The organism is Mycobacterium neglectum, assembly GCF_002591975.1.
Classification (GTDB): Bacteria; Actinomycetota; Actinomycetes; order Mycobacteriales; family Mycobacteriaceae; genus Mycobacterium; species Mycobacterium neglectum.
The window spans coordinates 25,484-42,795 of record NZ_NVQE01000018.1; the positions used below are offsets into that span (position 1 = coordinate 25,484).

Genomic DNA, 17,312 nt, shown 5'->3' on the forward strand with positions numbered 1-17,312 from the left:
TGGTCTGCCAGGTTCCGGAGCCGCAACCGGCCCGGCGATCCAGCAAGCGGTTTAGCCGTAGAGGTCAGCGCCGCCACCTCAGCTCACGTAGTGCATCGACCTTGCAGCACGGCGCCGGACGGGGACAGCGATGACGCTCACCAATGATCAGTGGTCGAACAATCTGACCGCTGAGGACGACGATGGGTTCGGCTATCCGCAGGCACCAGCTTTTGACCTGCCGCCGGGAGCCGAAAGCACGTACACCGCCCTCGATGAGGATGAGGACGGCTACGACGACATCGGCGGCGATCCCGACGACGATGCTGGCGACGACGCGCCTGCCGAGCAAGGGTTCGGGGATTGCCGCGACCCGGAGGATGGGGAAGCGGGCCCCGGCGATGACGACGTGTCCGACTACGACGACTATCCGGTCGACGGGCAAGCCCTCACCGGGCCGGTTGACGATGGCCAGGACGGCGCGGCGGAACCGCGCCGGGCACGGCGGTTCGACGGCAAGGTTGCCATGGGCTTCGCCGGCGCCGGGCTGGTGGCCGTGTTGGTGGCAATCGTCGGAGCAGTCGCTGTGTACGGCTCGGATGAGTCCAAGCCGACAGGCACTCCGAACGGGGCCGACGCCGTGGCGCTGCCACCGCCGCGCCCGGCAGCGCCAGCCCCGGCCGCCTCTCCCACCCTGGACCGCCCGATTTCCTACACCGCCGATGCGATGGGTTCCTGCGCGGAAGGCTCGACCTCGGCGCAGACCATGGCGGGCACTGACCCTCACGCGGCGTTCGTGTGTGTGCGCGGCGGCGGCGACGGCCAGTTCATTGACATCGAGTTGCCCGGCACTCACCTGATCACCGCCATTTCGGGCGAGTTCGGCTGGGTGGGGACCGATGCGAGCGGAACGAAGCCGTGGTCGCAGTATCGGGTGGTCACCACCGTGCAGTACACGTTCAACGACACCGACGGCACGCTGGTGACCCAGGAAACCAAGAACGTCCACGGCGAGGCGGTGCAGCCGATCAAACGCGTGCTGGCATCCAAGATCCGCATGCTGGTCCGGGAGACCTCCCGTCCGCCGGCGCAGCCCGAGGGCGGGGCGAGCGCCACGAATAAGCCGAGTGGCCCTTTGGGTCTGGAGCTTCCGCAATTGCCCGGGGTGCTCGGTGGTGGGCAACAGAACAGCGATCCGGTCGACGCGGCTTTTGCGATCAAGAGTTTGAAGATCATCGGCCACAAGCCGGTGTAACGGCGAGGGACTGACGGGACTGACCCATGGCGATGAGTCGTATCTGGCAACAACGAATCAGCGGCACCCAGGGTGCGCTGGTGAAGTTCGGAACGCCTGCAATCTTGATTCTGGCCGCACTGGCGGGGATAAACGTGGTGTGGCAGTTCCTGTTTGCCACACCACCGGACCTTAGCGAGCCGTCGCGGGCGGTGGTTAACCGCTCGGCGGTGGTCGGTGCGTTCGCTCAGGATTTCGTCGCGGTGTGGTTGGAGGCCAACACCCAGGACGCCGCCAGTTTGACTCAGTTCATCAGCGCCGATCCGGCAACGCTGGAGCTTCCCTCAACTCCGGCGGTGGTGATCAACACCCCCACCATCGTGGCGGTGTCCCTGGAGGGCGTCGCCGGGCAGGACGCCGACGCCGAAGTCTATTCCGTGGTGGTAGGGGTGACCCAGCGACCCTACGAATCGGCCGCACCGCATCGCGCGCTGTACCGCGTCCCGGTCCTGTGGTCACGCTTCGGTCCCCGCGCGGCCAGCTTTCCGGCGCGTATCGGCGGGCCCGGCGCAGGCGCGGACCTCCCACTGAGCTACCCGAGCACCCTCAGTGAGTCCGATGCGGCCTACAGCACCGCGACCGGGTTCTTGAAGGCGTATCTGACGACAGCTGGCGGGGTGGAGCAATACGTGACCACTGACTCGATGATTGCCGGGCTGGGCAATGCATACGAAAGCATTGCGGTGCACGGGGTTACCGCGCTTGGGTTTCCCCCCTCGGTGCCCGCAGACGGCGAGCTGGCCCGCGTGTTGGTCCGTGTGACGGCAGTGAACTCTCAGTTCGCCCCCTCGCCGCTGGTCTACCCCTTGACGCTTCGTGGGGTTGGCGGTCGCTGGCTTGTGGCCGCGATCGATAAGGCGCCAGCGGTATCTACCGACGACAGTCTCGTACCGGCCGCGGTGGCCACCGACTGGAGTTCAGCAACACCGAACTGACCGGCACGTCCATCCAGCGGCCGTGCCACAAGGAAAGGGAACAGAAATGATTGAAACCACCTTGGCCGCAGGGGATTTGTTCACCGCAATCCCGTCACTGTGGGAATCGGCTCAGATACCGCTGGCGATCATCGCCATCGCGGTTGGTGGCGTCGCCGGTGCGTTCGCGTTGGTGCGCGGGTTCGGCGCGGCGATGGGCAAGGTGCTCGGCGGGGTCGCCGTCGCGGCGATCATCCTCGGCGCGGTCGGCTTGGCCGTCTCAGTGAAGGGCACGGTGGACAAGCACGGGGGCGGCATCACCACCGGACAGTTCGGCTAGGTCACTTCGCGTAGCTACCGCGCGGGTGGAACAGCACGGTTCACGACAGTCAGTGAGGAATATGTGATGGGTGAGAACACTTTTCGCGGACAAACGGCGCGGGTTTACGCCGATGTGCGCGACTTCCCCATCTATGTCTCCCACATTGACGACAACACCCGCCTGTGGTTCGCACCGTGGCGCATCTGGGACGGCGCCACCTTCCTGATCGGTATCACCACCACAGTCTGGGCCACCCGCAAGTGGCTTGATTCCGGGCATGCGGTCGCCATCGCGCTGTTCGGTGTGGCGCTGACCGCAGCGCTGACGGTGGCAGCCCGGCAGGTCCCCGTGTCGCGGCCCAGCCCGCTGTATCGCATCGGCTGGCTGCTGGGTGGGCTGTTCCACACCCAACGCAAGGCCGGTATCAACGGTGACGGCGAGGCCGCACTGTCGCCGCCCAAAGAGGTGATCGGGAATCTGAGTTTCACCTCCGGGGGTGTCTACGCGGAGTTCATCGTCGACGGGCAGCCCGGCGGGATGATGCCCTACGCGCTCAAGGACGCCGTTGCGATGCGTCACCGCCCTCTGGTGCGCCAACTTCCCTCTGGGCTACTGCTGTGGGGCTGCTGCGTGCGCCTCGACCACCGGCGGCTGTTGCGGTGGATGCTCTCGGGCTACGCCAATGAGCCTGCGTGGGTGCAGGAAGTCCGGGACTGGGAAGACTTCTTGGCGATCGAGCCCTTCTACGAGCAGGTGTTCGGCATACGAGTTCCGGTGGACTCCGGTCAGGCCGGCCGAACCGGGGTGGGTGGGCTGGCCAAGGCCGCCACCGTGGTCGCCGGTCGTGACCCCGATGACCCGAGATCGCTTGCGGGTTACCAGGAAATGTCGGCCTCGATCCTGTCGAAGATTCCCGCTGAGTTCAACGCGCGACCGGCCACGCCGCGACAGATCCACTGGTGGTATAGGCGGCGCTTGGCGATGGGTGCAGTCGATGATCCGTTTCCGCACGGTTCCGGGGGGCCCGAACGGCTTACCGAGGTGGACTTCGCGGCCGTGGTGCCTGCACATTTCGATTGCGGTGACCAGCAGACCCGGAGACGACATCGCCTGTGGTGGCGGCGGGTGGTGCCGTCGCTGGCCGCGGTGCTGGTGATCCGAGGCACCCAGGATCGGGTGAGTTTCCAAAGCACGTTGGCCGTGGCGCAGATGCCGCGCGGCGGATTGGCCTACCCGCGCGCGGAGTATCTGCTGTCGCTCTACGACGTCGACGCACCTGCCGACATCGACATCGACTGGGTGCAGCACATTTCAACGCGCCCGGCCGAGCAGGCGCTGATCCGGATCGACCGCGCTCAGCGCAATCTCGATGATCAGGCATTTCAGCGGGCTGGGCGACGGTCCAGCGACAGTGACCTGATTGAGCGCTATTCCTCGGCCGAGGAGTACAACGCCAAGCTGAGGGCGTCGAAACTGGAACGGGAGGTGGAGGCCACCACCGTCGTGTCGGTCGGAGCCCATTCACGGGCCCAGCTCGACGGGGCCTGCCAGCAGTTGCAAACGCACTTCGCAGAAGACCTCGACACCACCTTGAGCAGGCCGCGCGGCAGCGCCCAACTCGGGCTGTGGCAGACCGGGCTGGCAGGCAGTGAAGAACGCAGCCCCCGAAGCCAGTTCAGCCAGCCCACGACCACCACAGAGTGGGCACGCTTTTCGCCGCTGGTGTCAAGCAAGCTCGGTCACGACACCGGGATTCTGTTCGCCCGCAATTTGTCCACCCGGCGGCCGACACCTGTCCTGATTGAACCCGAAGGTGCGGGCAGGCGGCGACAGGCGCCCGGGATGCTGTTCTACGGGCCTCCCGGTGGCGGCAAGTCCCAGGGTGCTAAGCGGGTGGTGGACGGACTGATCGCCCGGGGCAATCAGTGCAGCATCCTTGACCCCGGCTCCAATCGGGAGTGGGTGCCCGCGCTGGCGCATTTGGGGGACCGGGTGGCCGTGCTTGATCCCACACGCGGGCAGATTTCGGTCGACGGGCTGCGGATCTTTCGCCGTGAGATCGCGGTGGAACGCACGCTCGATCATCTGTTGCCCATGATGGGTGTCGAGCCCGACGCCGAAATTGCCCGGCAGCTACGGTTTTTGCTGCGCCCTGATCAGCGGGTGGCCGAGAGCATGGGCGGCCTGGTGCGCTACCTCAACGGCTTGCAGGGCAGCGCTCAGAAGGAGTATGCGGAGCTGGCCGCGCGCCTGGATATGTGGGCGAATATCGACTATCTGCGGGCGATGTTCGATGAGTCGCTGCCGACGCCGCCGATCGCTGAGAAGGACGCGGTGATCTGGCTGACCGGTGATCTGGAGCTGCCGACGACTTCGCAGACTGAGGATCTGCACCTCTACAAGCGTCAGACCGCGCGCGCGAGAGCGGGATTGGCGATCTACGGGATGATCGCGGCGCTGACACGGGAGAGCTACACCGGGCCGAACCGGCGGCCGGGCAAGTTTGGTTGGTTCGTTGCGGAGGAGGCCCGTGCCTACTTCGCCTCCCCGGTGGGTCGAGAGGACGCTACCGAACTGATCACCCAGGGCCGCAAGCAGCGCTATGGGCTGATCGGTATTGCGCAGCATGTCGAGTATTTCGACGGGATTCCCACCAAGGATTTGCCGACGCGGGTGATCACGCCGTTCAAGGCTTCGGCCCGAGACGAAGCCACCGAAGAGTTCAAACGTATCGGGATTGACCCCGATGAGTACCCCGAGGTGCTGAACCTGCGGACGGTCGAGGGGCACGGCTACGCCTACATGATTGATGATGCGGGGCGCACCGGCCTGGTGGACATGCTGAAACCCGTCCAGCCCGAACTCGTCCGAGCCTTTGATACCCGCGGTCTTGAGGACGAAGCGCTGGAGTCGGTGCGGTGATGTCCACCTATTCGGCCTGGCTGTACGCGCACCCACGACTTCGGCGGGCGTGGGTGATTGCTCAACTGCTGTGGGCGGGCTGGATGATGGCCTTGCTGACCGCGCCGCATGCGGTGGCTGCCGGGTTCGCCGGCGCACTCAACTGGCCCAGCCCGATCGTGGACACCTACGGCCAGCCGGTGGGCACCTACTTCATCAGTACGGTGTCGATGCTCGACGCGATCCGCACCCAAGGCAGCGACGTCAGCATTATCGATCCGGGATCGTGGATTCCCGCGTTGACGGACCGATTCGAAATCGCCATGACCTACAGCCAATTGGCCGTTGTCCTCGGCTGGTTCTGCGGGTTCTTGGTGATGGTGGGCGCCGTCGGGATCTGGTTCATCAAGATCGCACTGGGCTCGGCGTGGCTGGGCTGGCTGGCGGCTCTGGCGGGGCCGGTACTGGTCGCGATCAACAACATTCTTGGTGAATATCAGATCATTCCACTGGCGCTGGTCATCTGCGTGTTCATCGGCGGCATCATCGCGCTGACAAAGGGCTTTGGGCGCGGCGCTGGGGTGATGTGCAGCGGCTTCCTGGTGATCTTGCTGATCGGCTTCTTCCTCAATGACCCGGTGAAGGAACTCGGTGACAATGGCTTGCTCGCCGCCGGTCGGGCGATCGGGTTCGAGCTTTCGCTGGGGATCGCGAACAACGGCAGCTTCGACCCGTCCGGAAACGCCGAGAGCCAGGTCGAGCTCCTCTCGCAGTGGATGGCTACCACGCTGATTCGCCACCCCATTCAGATCGCCAACTTCGGCAGTGTGATCGACGACATTGGGGGGTGCGCGCAAGCCTGGAATGCCGCGCTCAACGCGTCCACCGTGCTGACTCCCGTAACCCAGGCGATGGCACCGGCGGGCAGCCACAACGGGCCGGTGGAAGCTATGCGGTCCTGCGGCGCCAACGACGCATACGCCCATGCCCATTTCCTCAGCGGCGAGACGATCGGGCTGATGTTCTTCATCAACTGCGTCGTGCTGGTCGTGCTGATGCTGCTGTGCTACATCGGCTGCGAAGTCATCCGGATCGGATTCAAGGCGTTTTGGAACGTGCTCGTGCTGGTGCCGGCCGCGGCAGTGGCTGTCGCGCCCGGTCCGCAGCGCGAGTTCGCCAAGCGCACCGCCATCAAGCTGATCGTGCACGCCCTGGAAATGCTGTTCGCGACAGCGGCGTTCGGGATTGTTCTCGTGCTGATGTCACGAGTGTCCACCGGAAGCCTTGAAGGATTCGAGGTTCAGCATCCGATCGCGATCTTGCTGCTCATGCTGCTGTTCGCCGGCGGGGCAGTGTTCGGGTTCAGGGCGCTGATGCGGGGCTTCGGTGATCGCGGGCTGCCCGGCCCGGGCGCGGTGCTGCGCAAGACTGCTGCCGTCGGGGCCGGTCCGATGAGCTTCTACCCGGCGATGCGGGACATGAGTCGCTCGATGCGCCGCGATATCAACGCCGACGGCGTGGGCTTGCCGAGTTCAGGCAAGCCCAGCGATGAAGGGACTCGCGCCCCCACGGCCAAAGGCCGCAAGCCGCATCCCAACCCCGGTGGTATTCCGTCGGATAACGGCACCGCGCCACGCACACCACCGACTGCCCAGCCCACGCCGCCCAGCCCCGCACCGGCGACGGGTACCCACGCAAGCTCCTCAGCGGCCACCGGCGCGGCGGCGCGCGGCGCGGCCGGTGGTGGGGCGGCCGGCGGTGGGGCGGCAGCCAGCGGCGCGGCGGCCGGTGGCGCGGCAGCAGGCGGTGGCACAGCAGCAGCCGCCGCGGCGGCCGGCCCGGCCGCACCCGTGGTCGCAGGGGCCGTGGTCGCGTCGAAGATGGCCGAAAAGCAGCAAGCCAAGAGCCGCGACTCCGGCCCGTCCGCCAGCAACACCGCGACGGCGCCCAAGGGCGCCCCTCCAGCACCAGGACGTCCAGGGGCTGCCCCAACCAACAGACCACAAGCACCGCCCACACGCGGGCCCGCGGGGCAGCCTTCTGAGCCCCGGACATCGACTGGGACATCACCGGCATCAAACCCGACCACCCCGGACGGGGCGTCTCCGGGGCGCAAGCCGCAGCCGCCGCAGGACGGGAGGACATCATGACTGCGACGTACGCCCACCGAAACACCGAACTGAACACGGCTGGCCGGGCCTATTGGGCCATGTCACGAATGATCAATCACGGGTGGTCGGTTCGCGGGTTCGGCCTCGACTTCGGTGGCTGGGTGCGCCTTCGCACTCCGACGGGAGTGGACCTGCCCGTCGCCGCCGATCCGATCGATAACACCCCATCGACGCTGGGGCGCAGGCCAGCGGAATCCGATGCACCGCTGCTGACACTGCACGCCTGCCGACTGCTCGGCCAGTGCGCCGCCGAGGGGCGCCAGGAGGTGCAGTCGGCCAGCATGATGATCGCGGCGCTTCTGCGCCTGCGGGTGCCCGCGGGGCGTGCCCATTCCGCTGATGCCCAATGCGCGTGGTACCTGCCCCATCAACACGAAGTGCAGCCCCCGGCATCGGTGCGCCGTGCCTACTGGGCGGCAACCACACTGACCGATGACTACGGGTGGCGCATCACTCGTGTCGATGAGCGAGGGTTCGTTGCGGTCGGCCCCTACGACACCGAGGAAGTCCCGTATCACAGCGGCACGGCCGTTGACTCGACCACCTCAGCGCTGCTCGCGCGACAGCTACCGATGGTGGCCGCCGACGGCGGTACCGGGGAGCTGGAGCGGCTGATCCTGGAGCACCAGCGGGCTCGCCAGGGCAAGGTGGGGGCGCGGACATGAGCAGCCCAACTCTGCCCAGCGACGTGGCCCGCCGCAGTCTGGCCCGCGAACACGGACTCCTCACAGCACCACGCATCGGCGCACGGGCAGCGCACGGCGGTCCGGCCCGATCGCGCGGTAGTGCTCTGCACCCGGTGCCGTGCGCCTCCGAGGCCCCCGACGCGCATCGCTGGGCGGGCCTAGTCGAGTATGCGGTGCGTCTGGCAGGCAGGCTTGACGACCTCGCGCAGGTCCGTCATGTTCTCGCCACCGTTGAATGCGACTGTGCGCCTGGCGCTTCCGGCTGCGTCCGTCATGTGCTGCACGACATCCTGCACACCAGCGACCCCTGCTCGGATACCGGGCTGGCGATGGGTTTAACCGTGCGCCGCCCGTGGGCATCGCTACTGCTGGTGTCGAGCCAGATCGGTGGGAAGAACGTAGAGAACCGCACCGATTCGACCGACTATCGAGGTCCGGTGCTCATCTACGGCGGTACCCGCATCGACCAGGCCGGCATCGAGCTCGGTCAGCGTCTCGGCATGAGGGAGATGAGCTTTCATTGCGACCAGCAGGGCTGGCTGGGCGCGTCGGTGCTGGTCGACGTACACCGCGCCCAGGGGTGCTGTGCGCCGTGGGGAACGACACCGTTTAACCCTGGACAACCCAAGTATCACTGGGTGTTCGAATCTCCCGCGCGGCTGGCCGCCCGGCCATGGCACGACAACGCGAAGGGTTTTGACAGGCTTCGGCCAGTGTCCTGGTCGGCGCTGGTCAGTCGTAAAGCCGCACGGCACGCCAGGCTGCAAGGAGATACCGGTGCATCCAGGTGACGATGGCGATCAGGGGTGCTGGCAGCAGTGGCGCACCGACCGCGAGCGAGAAGAACAGCGCCGATTGGCGCAGCAAAAACGTGACCGAAAGATCCGCAACAAGCTCAGTCGCGTGGTGGCGGTCCTTGATGAGCTGATCGCCCCCGGTGACCGGCAGCCACGCTGCCTCGATGAGGTCGCAGAGTTCTACGGAGTGAGTCAGCATCGCCTCGCGACCGTGCTCGAAAAGTATCGCGAGGAGTTCAGCCGGGATGGTTGGCGGCCGCAGAGCCATCGTCATGACGGCCATGACCTCTGGACCGACCGTGCCGTTGTACGTGCGGGGTTGCTGCTGGAAAAGTCCACTGTGGCAGCTCATCTGCGACATCTGCTCGGGGTGGGCGAGATCCCGCTGGTGTACTCCCAGGGTGACAGCCGTGTCGCCGAGTGCCGACAGCTCTACAGCAAGGCGCTCACTGTCGTTGCCGACGTCCATGGTGATTCCAGCCCCGATGAACTGTGGCGGGCAATGCAGGGGGCCGATCGGTACGACCTGATGGCGATGGTGGTGGCCCTGGCGGCACTGACGCCCTACGACCGTCCCAGCTTGGGGCAGTGGCTACGGGAAATCAGTGCGGTCACTACCAAGGACGGCAGTATCGCCCGGGGCCTGGCCCTGCTGATCCCTCAGCGCCAGACCGTGGACGCGCGCAAGCTCAAAGAGTCCGGGTCCGCACGGTCGGACCGGTTGCGGCCGGATGACGAAGGTGCGGTGTGCCAATGAGTTCTGCTGTGCCTCTTCGTTCGCCGCTGGCAGAACGGGGCCCTCGCGCCGAACAGATCGGTCGGCAGATCGCCGGGCTCTTGCCTCGGCATACCCATTATGTCCAGCCTCTGTCGGGAACATTGGAAGTCCTGCTTCACAAGCCGTGCAGCCCGCTAGAGACCGTCAACGATGTGGACCGCGAGCTGCTCACGTTCTGGAAGGTGCTGCGCGATCGGCCGGCGGACTTGGCGCGGGCATGTACCCTCACGCCGCACTCGCGGGTGGACTTCACCGCCGCGGTTAGCGGTTCCCGTGCCCCAGGCGACGTAGACGAAGTGGAGGTCGCCCGTCGAGTGTGGTTGCGTCTCAATCACAGTCAGGTCGGTACGGCGCGGATGCGACCGCAGTGGCAGAGCGCTTCGGCGCACCGCAAGATGGCATCGGGTCTGGGCGCGGCGGTCGATCAGATGGCCGACGCCGCCGCCCGCATCAAGAGTGTCAGCTTGGAGTCTGCGCATCCGGTGGAGTTGATCGGCGCCTTCGAACGCCAGCTCGGGGTGTGTATCTACCTTGATCTGCGAACAGATGTGTTCGGGGCGCAGGGCGCCAGTCTGATCCAGCGGGCACGCGTGGAGCCGATCGAGGTGCTGCGGGCGGTGTCCAGGGCCAAGGCTGCCGTAGTGATCCGCGCTGAGCGCGACACCGTAGCGGCCAGTGCGGTGCGCGGCTGGACGTATACCCCGGTTGGGGAGCCACGCGAGGGGTCGGCGGTGCACTTGTGGTCGAACCGGGTGCTGTCGATGCAGGAGCATCTCTTCGAGCTTCGCGACTGCGGCGGGAGTGCGCCATGACCACTGCGGATACTCTCGCCGTCCGTGAACGGCTGGTCGCGCTGTTGCGGGCCGCTGATGCGCCGATGACCAGCGCCGAGCTGGCCAGCATGCTGCCGTGGCTGACCCACCGTCTGGACGTGGGGTGTGAGCTGGTGTGCCAAGCACCCCGACGGTCGGCGTCGATGCGGGTGATCGAGTGTCATCGCACCTGGCACTTGGTGAGTCGGCCGCGGTCCTCGCAAGATTCCCGAACGGGTATCTACCGGCACCTGAGGAGCCTCGCCCGCGAAGGGATCATCCGAGCGATCCCTTTGGGGCCAAGGAAAGTTCAGTGGGCGTTCGTAGGCGAATAGGAGAGTTCACCATGAGAAACATCACCATGTACAGCAAGCCCGGTTGCGTGCAGTGCCGCGCCACCGCCCGAGGATTCGCCAAGGCCGGTGTCGCCATCGACATCATCGACGTCAGCACCGACCCCGCCGCCGCCGCCATGCTCACCGACTGGGGCTACCTCAGCGTGCCCGTCATCGTCACCCCCGACGGCCAACGCTGGGCCGGACACCGCCCCGACCGCATCACCGACGCCGCCCGCGCGGCGTTTCAGACGCACGCGCAGCTATCTGTGTAGCGCAGACAACCAAGGGAATCGAGAACCGGTATGGCAACCAACAACTCACGGGCGGTATATGTGTCCGAGCCGTCCAGGGGACCGGGACGGACGTGGGCTGTGAAACAGTTTGTGGCCCGCGCAGCCCGAGCCGTTCCCATGCCGACCCCGCCGAGGTGTCCCTGCGAAGTCTGCGCGTGCAGCAGTCGTCCGTCGACAGTCTGGTTGCCCCCTACAGTGGCGCACACGGCGGACGGCATCCGACCGTTCCTCACGCGGTGATGACCATGACGATGCAGACCCCGTTTGAGGTCAACGGAGACGTGGTTGACGACGTACACACCCCGGAGGCGCAACAGATACTCGGTGAAGCGAAGGCGGCCCGGCGGCGTCCGCTGTGTTTGTGCCAGTCTCCAGGGGTGCAGATGTACATCGCTGCCGCTGGGCACGATCTCATCGTGAAACGGATGCCTGGCACGGCGGCCGCACATGACCATCGGTGTCGCTCATGGCTGCCTCCCGGCGAGCTCTCGGGGTATGGGGCTGTTGCTGAGCGGTCTATCGTTGACAACCCCGCTGATGGCACAACGGCGCTGCGGCTAGGGTTTTCGCTGTCGAAGGCCGGCAATCGGGCTGCCCCTGAAGCGTCGGATTCTCCGTCGAGCACGGTGCAGTCTGACGGCAACAAGCTATCGCTGCGTGCCGTCCTGCACTATCTGTGGGACGAGGCGGAACTAACCACGTGGCATCCAGGCTTCGCCGGGCGCCGCCCCTGGGCCGTCGTGTACCGCAGACTCAGGGCGGCCGCGGATGGGAAGTTGGTTCGGAAGAACCCGCTTGCCGCGTCTTTGTTTGTGCCCGAACCTTTCTCGTCGGACCGCAAGACCGAGATCGAGCAGCGCCGGATCAAGGCCTGGGCTCCAGCTCGCCGGCAACCCGGCAAGACGACCAAATTCCTGATCGGGGTGGGCGATATCAAGGCGATCGAGCCGGCCAGCCATGGATTCAAAATGCAGGTACGCCATCAGCCGGGGCACCCCTGGTTCCTCGATGAGGACTTGTACCGCAAGCTCACGAAACGGTTCGCCACCGAACTCGAACTCTGGCAGATGGCCGATCCTGGCGAGGTTCGACTGGTGGCGGTCGCCACCTTCTCGGTTTCACGGGCTGGATATGCGAACGTCGAACAGCTATCCCTGATGACTACCGATCACAACTGGCTGCCATTCACCAGCGATGCCGACCGCACCCTGATGACCACCGCTATCGAGGAAGAGCGCTGCTTCCGGAAAGTGCTGTCCTACAACGGGAGCACCACAGCGCTAGCCTCTCTCATCTTCACCGACACCACGCCAGCGATAGCCGCTTTCATCGACCGCCCTGCCGGCGAGTCGTCCGAGGAGTCCGAGGAGTCCGAGGAGTCCGAGGAAGACAGGGTGATAGCTGGACTGCCGGTATGGAACTGGCGCACCGACGAGGATATGCCGGATCTACCGTCGCCACTGTCTGAATGATTCGTAACCAACCCGGGAGAAGCACCGTTGGCATCGCCCACCTTGCGTCCGCCGTTTGCCTACTTCGGCGGCAAACAGAAGATTGCCGCCACCGTCGCCGCGATGCTGCCCGACCATACCCACTACGTCGAACCGTATGCGGGCGGACTGTCAGTGTTGTTGGCTAAGAAGCCAAGTCGACTCGAAACAGTCAATGACCTAGACGGCGACATTGTGCACTTCTGGCGTATCCTGCGCGATCATCCCGAGGAGCTGGCGCGAGCATGCGTGTTGACCCCGCACTCGCGGACAGAGCGCAAGGATGCGCTCAACCGACCCGCTGAGTTGGATGACCTTGAGCGCGCCCGTCGCATCTGGGTATGTCTGGCCCAAGGGCGAACAGGCACCCTACGTCCCACCGGCTGGCGCTTCGACACGGCAGATTCTGCGCACACGTCGATGCCTCGCCGTCTTGATGGCTACGTGCGCCGGATGGAGGCAGCTACCGCCCGGCTGCGTTCGGTCTCGCTGGAATGCCGCCCTGCGCTCGACGTCATTGCGGCGTACGGCAAGAGACGCCGAACGCTGATCTACGTGGACCCTCCCTATCTGGGCGGCGTACGGGAACGCAACTACCGCAAGGAAATGCTGTCCGGCGATGGGCACCGCGGGGACGTCTTTGGATACCTGACTAAAACCTAGCCGGTGGGAGCGCGGGGTGGTTTTCGGCGGTGTTCGTGGCGTCCTGGTGTTGTTCCCGGCGAATTAGCTGGTCGTCGGGGAGTAGCGGGTGTGAGTGTAGCGGGCGCGACGATAGCCACGCGACGCGCTGGCGTCCGTGGCCGGCCTGAGTGAGCCTCGCTGTCGTGGTGGCGGCGTTAGGCGGTTCGCTCTTCGGGGTGTCGTCGGCGGTGCAGGTAAGCCGCTATTGCGTTTCGGCCCAAAGCGAATCCGAGCATCACGGTCAACTGGCGAACCGCAGCAAAAGCGATCATCCGCCCGCCATAGAGGGTGCGGTCGAGGGTGTTGTTGAGGCTTTCGCTGTCTTCGCGCCAGCCATAGCAACGGTCGTAGACGCTGCCGCGGTCGTCGGTCTTGACGTGCTGGCGTAGGTGCTCGGCGCGGTTGTAGCCGCAGCTGCGGTCGGCGTCGGTGGTGTCGATACGCGTACGATGCACCGTGCCGCAGGATGGGGTGGCGAACTCGATGTACCAGCGGTGGCTGTCGTCGGCGTTGCCGCGCGGGTAGATCTTGGCCACCGGGCAGGGCTGCATGTGTCTGTCGCCGGCGTCGAGGATCTGGCGTTCGCAGATCCGTCCATCTTCGGTCCACAGGTCATGAACGTCGCCGCACGAGCACTCGAGTCGGGCGAATGCGGTGGGTACGCGGGTGCTGTCGTGCATCGGTGAGAGCACGGTCAACCCGAGCTTCATGGCGCGGTCGATGTGCTTGCCGCGGAACGCTCCGTCGTAGCAGACGCCGTCACACCGTACGTCGGCGTCGGCGACGACGCGGTCGATCATGTCGAGAGCGACACGAGCTTCACCGCCGTAGCCCTTGCCCGCTGGCACGGCGTCGACGTCGAGGATGACCCTGTTGTTGCGGATGGTGTCGGGGCGGGTACTGAGCATGGCGAACTTGGTGCCGTAGCGGAATTCGGTGTCGCTGTCGCCGTTTTGGGCTTCGATGCCGGCGTGCACGTGGCGTCCGCCTTGTTCGGCCCAGTGGTCGGCGGTGGCCTTGCGCACTGGTGCGGCGACAACGGTGCCATCGCCGACGACGTACTGCCCGCGCGCCGGGCTGGTGTGGGACACCCCAGCGTCTGGGTCGAGACAACCGAGTTCGCGCGCGAGCCGCCGCGCGAGCAGGCGAAACGTGTCAAGCAGCTTGTCGGTGTACTCGTCGAGTAGCCGTTGGGCGTAGTTGTGGTGCCAGCGCTGTGGTGGGCGCCGCGGCGCCCTTGGTGGCTGATGTTTGGCGGCCCGGTGGCGGATGGTGCGCCAGTAGGTGGGGTGGGCCATCGCGCGGGCGGCCTTGCTGTGCGAGCCCAGCACCCCGGCTAGGGCCTTGTGCAGCACGTGCACCCATGGGGGGTAGTGCGGACGCCGGCCCGGGGTTCCCGGCTCGTGGACGGGCAGGACCGCGGCGAGTTGATAGATGACCTCGTGGGAGGCGATCGCCTCGATGGTGTCGATCTCCAGCAGCGTGAGATCCATTGGCGTTTCGACCCGGCGCAGCTCGCGTTGCTTGATGCGTTCGGCGCCGTAGGCGCCGGCCTTTTTACGGGACCGGTCTTTGGGGTTCATAACGGGCCCGCCCGGTCATGCCAGTGGTAGCCGATGAGGGCGGCGGTGGTGTCCAGCGAGGGTGAGCCGATGAGACGCGCGGCGTCTTCGATGCGGCCGGTGCGGTCGAACTCGCGGCGCGCCGCGAAGGCGGTCAGCGATGCCGGCCGCACCCCGGAGTCGTCGGATAGCTCGGCGCGGGAGAGGATTTCGCGCACGGTCACGCACACCCGGGCCTGCTTATGTGCGTCGCTTCCGCCGGCGCCGGTGCACAACACCGGCGAGGGTTTGGGGCTGGGTAGCGGGCGGGTGAGGTGGGCGGCGCGCTCGGAAAGCACTCGCATCGACCAGCGGTCCAGCGTCAGTGTGCGGGGGCGATACTTGCTCGAGCCGTGCATCCACACGGTTGCGGCCTGTGGATCCAGATCGGCGGCGGTGATGTGTCCCAGCTCGGAGGTGTGCGCGCCGGCGAGTAGCAACGCCGCGGTCGCGGCGTGCCGAGTCGGGGCGGTGCGTTCGGAAAACAACCGCACCAGCGCGGCCTCATCCTCGGACAGTGGGCGCTGGCAGGACGACTGTCGGGCGGGGACGGCGATGTCGATAGTCGGGTCGTCCAGCGTCAGCCGCAGCCGGCGCGCGGTGCGAAAGAACGCGCGCAGCGCCGCACGGCGGTTGTGCATGGTCGCCACCGCCGCGTCCGATACGACACCGTGGCGGGTACGGCCTTTGGCCGCAACGAATTTCGCGACCAGCGCGTGATCGACTGCGGCGAGGGTGGTGACGTCGTGCACTGCGGCGAATCGGCTGAATCGGCGGATCAGCAGACCGAACTTGTCCAGCGTCTGCGCGGCCAGCACCCCATCGGCGATCCACGCACCGGTCACCGCCTGCACCGCCGCGGCCAGGCTCCCGTCAGCCATGGCCGGCCCCCACTGCAGCGGCAGCAGCAGCTGCACCCCGGGCCTCAGCATGCGGCGCCGCCGTTGATGACAGCTGGATCATCATGGTGACCCCTTCCCAAGTGGTGCGTGTATGCACCATTGGAGCAGAGGGGTCCGACACGTCGGCCTGCGGCGACGGTGGGGCGGGATATCGTGGGCCTGTGTCGCGCAGCAATGGTGACCGCCCACCGAGCGCATACGTCTTGCGGGGGTTCTGGCCGGACGCCGACCTGGACCCCGACGCGCCACCGTCGGCACCTGCCGCGCAGCAGCTCGCGCGTGCATTGCGCGCAGCCATGACCGAGACCGCCACCGGCCAGCGAGCACTCGCGGCGACCAGCGGAGTGGCCCACACCACCATCGGACGGATCCTGGCCGGCACCGTGCTCTGCGACATCGGCTCCCTGGCCCGCCTGGAACAGGCCCTGGGCCGACGGCTGTGGCCCGAACGTGACGACGTGCAAAGCCGCCCCCGCTCCAAGCACCGAGCGACCACCCGAAAGGCGAGTGGCGTCTGACACGTGAGGCAGGTTACAGGGTTGTAGTTCGATTGCAGGCCCGCCGATGCGGTGTGTTGCGCTTGACTCACGTTACAAGTGGCAGAACACTAGGTGTCGCGCGAACATACAGACGCGTCAACAGACCGAGCTAATGGGCGGTGGGCTGACTATGGGTAAGACCAGCAGATCGCTGATCGATTTGATCGACGTCGCCGCGCAACGTTACGGTGGGGCGTCCGGGCGCAGGCTAGCCGAGCTGGCGCAACACGGCGGGCATGACATTTCGCACGCGACGCTGAACCGGCTGCGGCAGGGCACGTATGCCACCCGGCCCTCGGATGCGTCGATTCGGGCGATCGCCTACCTGGCCGACGTGTCGGAGAATACCGCGTTCGCGGCGGCTGGGGTGAGGGCGCCGGGTGCGGTGGGGTATGAGCCGCCGTCTGAGGCCCAGCGCATGAACACCCGCCAGTGCAAGGCGATCGACGAGCTGATTCGGGCATTCATCGCCGACGACACCGGCGCGGTGGCGACCCGCAGCGACCTGACCAACCTCGTCGATGCGCGGCAACGGCTTGGGGCCGCGTTGAGCGCGGTCGACGTTGCTCAGCCCGCGACGGGCCAACTCGTGGCCGCCGCACAGGATGCGATGCGCTGCATCGACGAGACGCTGGACATTTTGAGCAACACCAGCGCGATGCCTCCGTCCTGGCACGGCAAGCCGCCGGAGGAGATGACCGACGCCGAACTGGACGAGGCCGCCGCGGCCGGGGACCCCTGGCCTGCGTACATTCGCACCAGGACGAAGGAGCGGATCGACGTCGACGGGGGGTAGACATGCTTCCGCGCT

At 66.4% G+C, this 17,312-nt stretch carries 17 protein-coding genes; 15 read left to right on the forward strand and 2 right to left on the reverse strand.

Annotated elements, in window-relative coordinates; genetic code table 11:
• Positions 1–130 precede the first annotated feature (130 nt).
• The 13 genes from CSQ99_RS15705 to CSQ99_RS15770 all read left to right on the forward strand — a co-directional run bounded on the left by CSQ99_RS15705 (position 131) and on the right by CSQ99_RS15770 (position 13,438).
• On the forward strand, positions 131–1,234 hold the full coding sequence (locus CSQ99_RS15705; RefSeq protein WP_099039972.1) for a hypothetical protein: 1,104 nt from the start codon (positions 131–133) through the stop codon (positions 1,232–1,234).
• A 26-nt stretch (positions 1,235–1,260) separates the two neighbouring features.
• A complete protein-coding gene (locus CSQ99_RS15710) occupies positions 1,261–2,208 on the forward strand; it encodes a conjugal transfer protein (RefSeq protein ID WP_099039973.1) in 948 nt (315 codons plus the stop codon).
• A gap of 46 nt (positions 2,209–2,254) precedes the next feature.
• Positions 2,255–2,527, forward strand: coding sequence for a hypothetical protein (locus CSQ99_RS15715; protein WP_099039974.1), 273 nt, complete (start codon positions 2,255–2,257; stop codon positions 2,525–2,527).
• 66 nt (positions 2,528–2,593) lie between these two features.
• Positions 2,594–5,431, forward strand: coding sequence for an ATP-binding protein (locus CSQ99_RS15720; protein ID WP_099039975.1), 2,838 nt, complete (start codon positions 2,594–2,596; stop codon positions 5,429–5,431).
• Positions 5,431–7,560, forward strand: coding sequence for a hypothetical protein (locus CSQ99_RS15725; protein ID WP_099039976.1), 2,130 nt, complete (start codon positions 5,431–5,433; stop codon positions 7,558–7,560). The genes CSQ99_RS15720 and CSQ99_RS15725 overlap by 1 nt, the downstream gene beginning before the upstream one ends.
• Entirely contained in the window at positions 7,557–8,246 is a 690-nt protein-coding gene (locus CSQ99_RS15730) for a hypothetical protein (protein WP_099039977.1), read from the forward strand. Before CSQ99_RS15725 ends, CSQ99_RS15730 begins: the two co-directional genes overlap by 4 nt.
• Entirely contained in the window at positions 8,243–9,058 is an 816-nt protein-coding gene (locus CSQ99_RS30710) for an ASCH domain-containing protein (protein WP_141562683.1), read from the forward strand. The genes CSQ99_RS15730 and CSQ99_RS30710 overlap by 4 nt, the downstream gene beginning before the upstream one ends.
• Positions 9,045–9,821 carry a hypothetical protein gene (locus CSQ99_RS30715; RefSeq protein WP_141562684.1) on the forward strand — a complete coding sequence of 259 codons (777 nt, stop codon included), beginning with the start codon at positions 9,045–9,047 and terminating at the stop codon, positions 9,819–9,821. Before CSQ99_RS30710 ends, CSQ99_RS30715 begins: the two co-directional genes overlap by 14 nt.
• Complete coding sequence (locus CSQ99_RS15750) at positions 9,818–10,654, forward strand: DNA adenine methylase (protein WP_141562685.1); 837 nt, start codon at positions 9,818–9,820, stop codon at positions 10,652–10,654. Before CSQ99_RS30715 ends, CSQ99_RS15750 begins: the two co-directional genes overlap by 4 nt.
• A complete protein-coding gene (locus CSQ99_RS15755) occupies positions 10,651–10,989 on the forward strand; it encodes a hypothetical protein (RefSeq protein WP_099039982.1) in 339 nt (112 codons plus the stop codon). Before CSQ99_RS15750 ends, CSQ99_RS15755 begins: the two co-directional genes overlap by 4 nt.
• Positions 10,990–11,000: 11 nt before the next feature.
• Complete coding sequence (locus CSQ99_RS15760) at positions 11,001–11,264, forward strand: glutaredoxin family protein (protein ID WP_099039983.1); 264 nt, start codon at positions 11,001–11,003, stop codon at positions 11,262–11,264.
• 266 nt (positions 11,265–11,530) lie between these two features.
• Entirely contained in the window at positions 11,531–12,757 is a 1,227-nt protein-coding gene (locus CSQ99_RS15765) for a DUF1173 family protein (protein WP_245908933.1), read from the forward strand.
• Positions 12,758–12,784: 27 nt separating this feature from the next.
• Positions 12,785–13,438, forward strand: a complete 654-nt coding sequence (locus CSQ99_RS15770) for a DNA adenine methylase (protein WP_245908934.1) — start codon at positions 12,785–12,787, stop codon at positions 13,436–13,438.
• A gap of 176 nt (positions 13,439–13,614) precedes the next feature.
• Here CSQ99_RS15770 and CSQ99_RS31385 read toward each other — a convergent pair whose 3' ends face one another.
• A complete protein-coding gene (locus tag CSQ99_RS31385; protein ID WP_023363492.1) occupies positions 13,615–15,042 on the reverse strand; it encodes a hypothetical protein in 1,428 nt (475 codons plus the stop codon).
• On the reverse strand, positions 15,039–15,992 hold the full coding sequence (locus CSQ99_RS15785) for a site-specific integrase (protein ID WP_225332378.1): 954 nt from the start codon (positions 15,990–15,992) through the stop codon (positions 15,039–15,041). Before CSQ99_RS15785 ends, CSQ99_RS31385 begins: the two co-directional genes overlap by 4 nt.
• Before the next feature lie 131 nt (positions 15,993–16,123).
• On the opposite strand from CSQ99_RS15785, the gene CSQ99_RS15790 reads away from it, so the two are divergent.
• Together CSQ99_RS15790 and CSQ99_RS31390 are read left to right on the forward strand one after the other, a co-directional pair.
• On the forward strand, positions 16,124–16,480 hold the full coding sequence (locus tag CSQ99_RS15790; protein ID WP_023363488.1) for a helix-turn-helix domain-containing protein: 357 nt from the start codon (positions 16,124–16,126) through the stop codon (positions 16,478–16,480).
• 151 nt (positions 16,481–16,631) lie between these two features.
• On the forward strand, positions 16,632–17,297 hold the full coding sequence (locus CSQ99_RS31390) for a hypothetical protein (RefSeq protein WP_023363487.1): 666 nt from the start codon (positions 16,632–16,634) through the stop codon (positions 17,295–17,297).
• Positions 17,298–17,312: the final 15 nt, after the last annotated feature.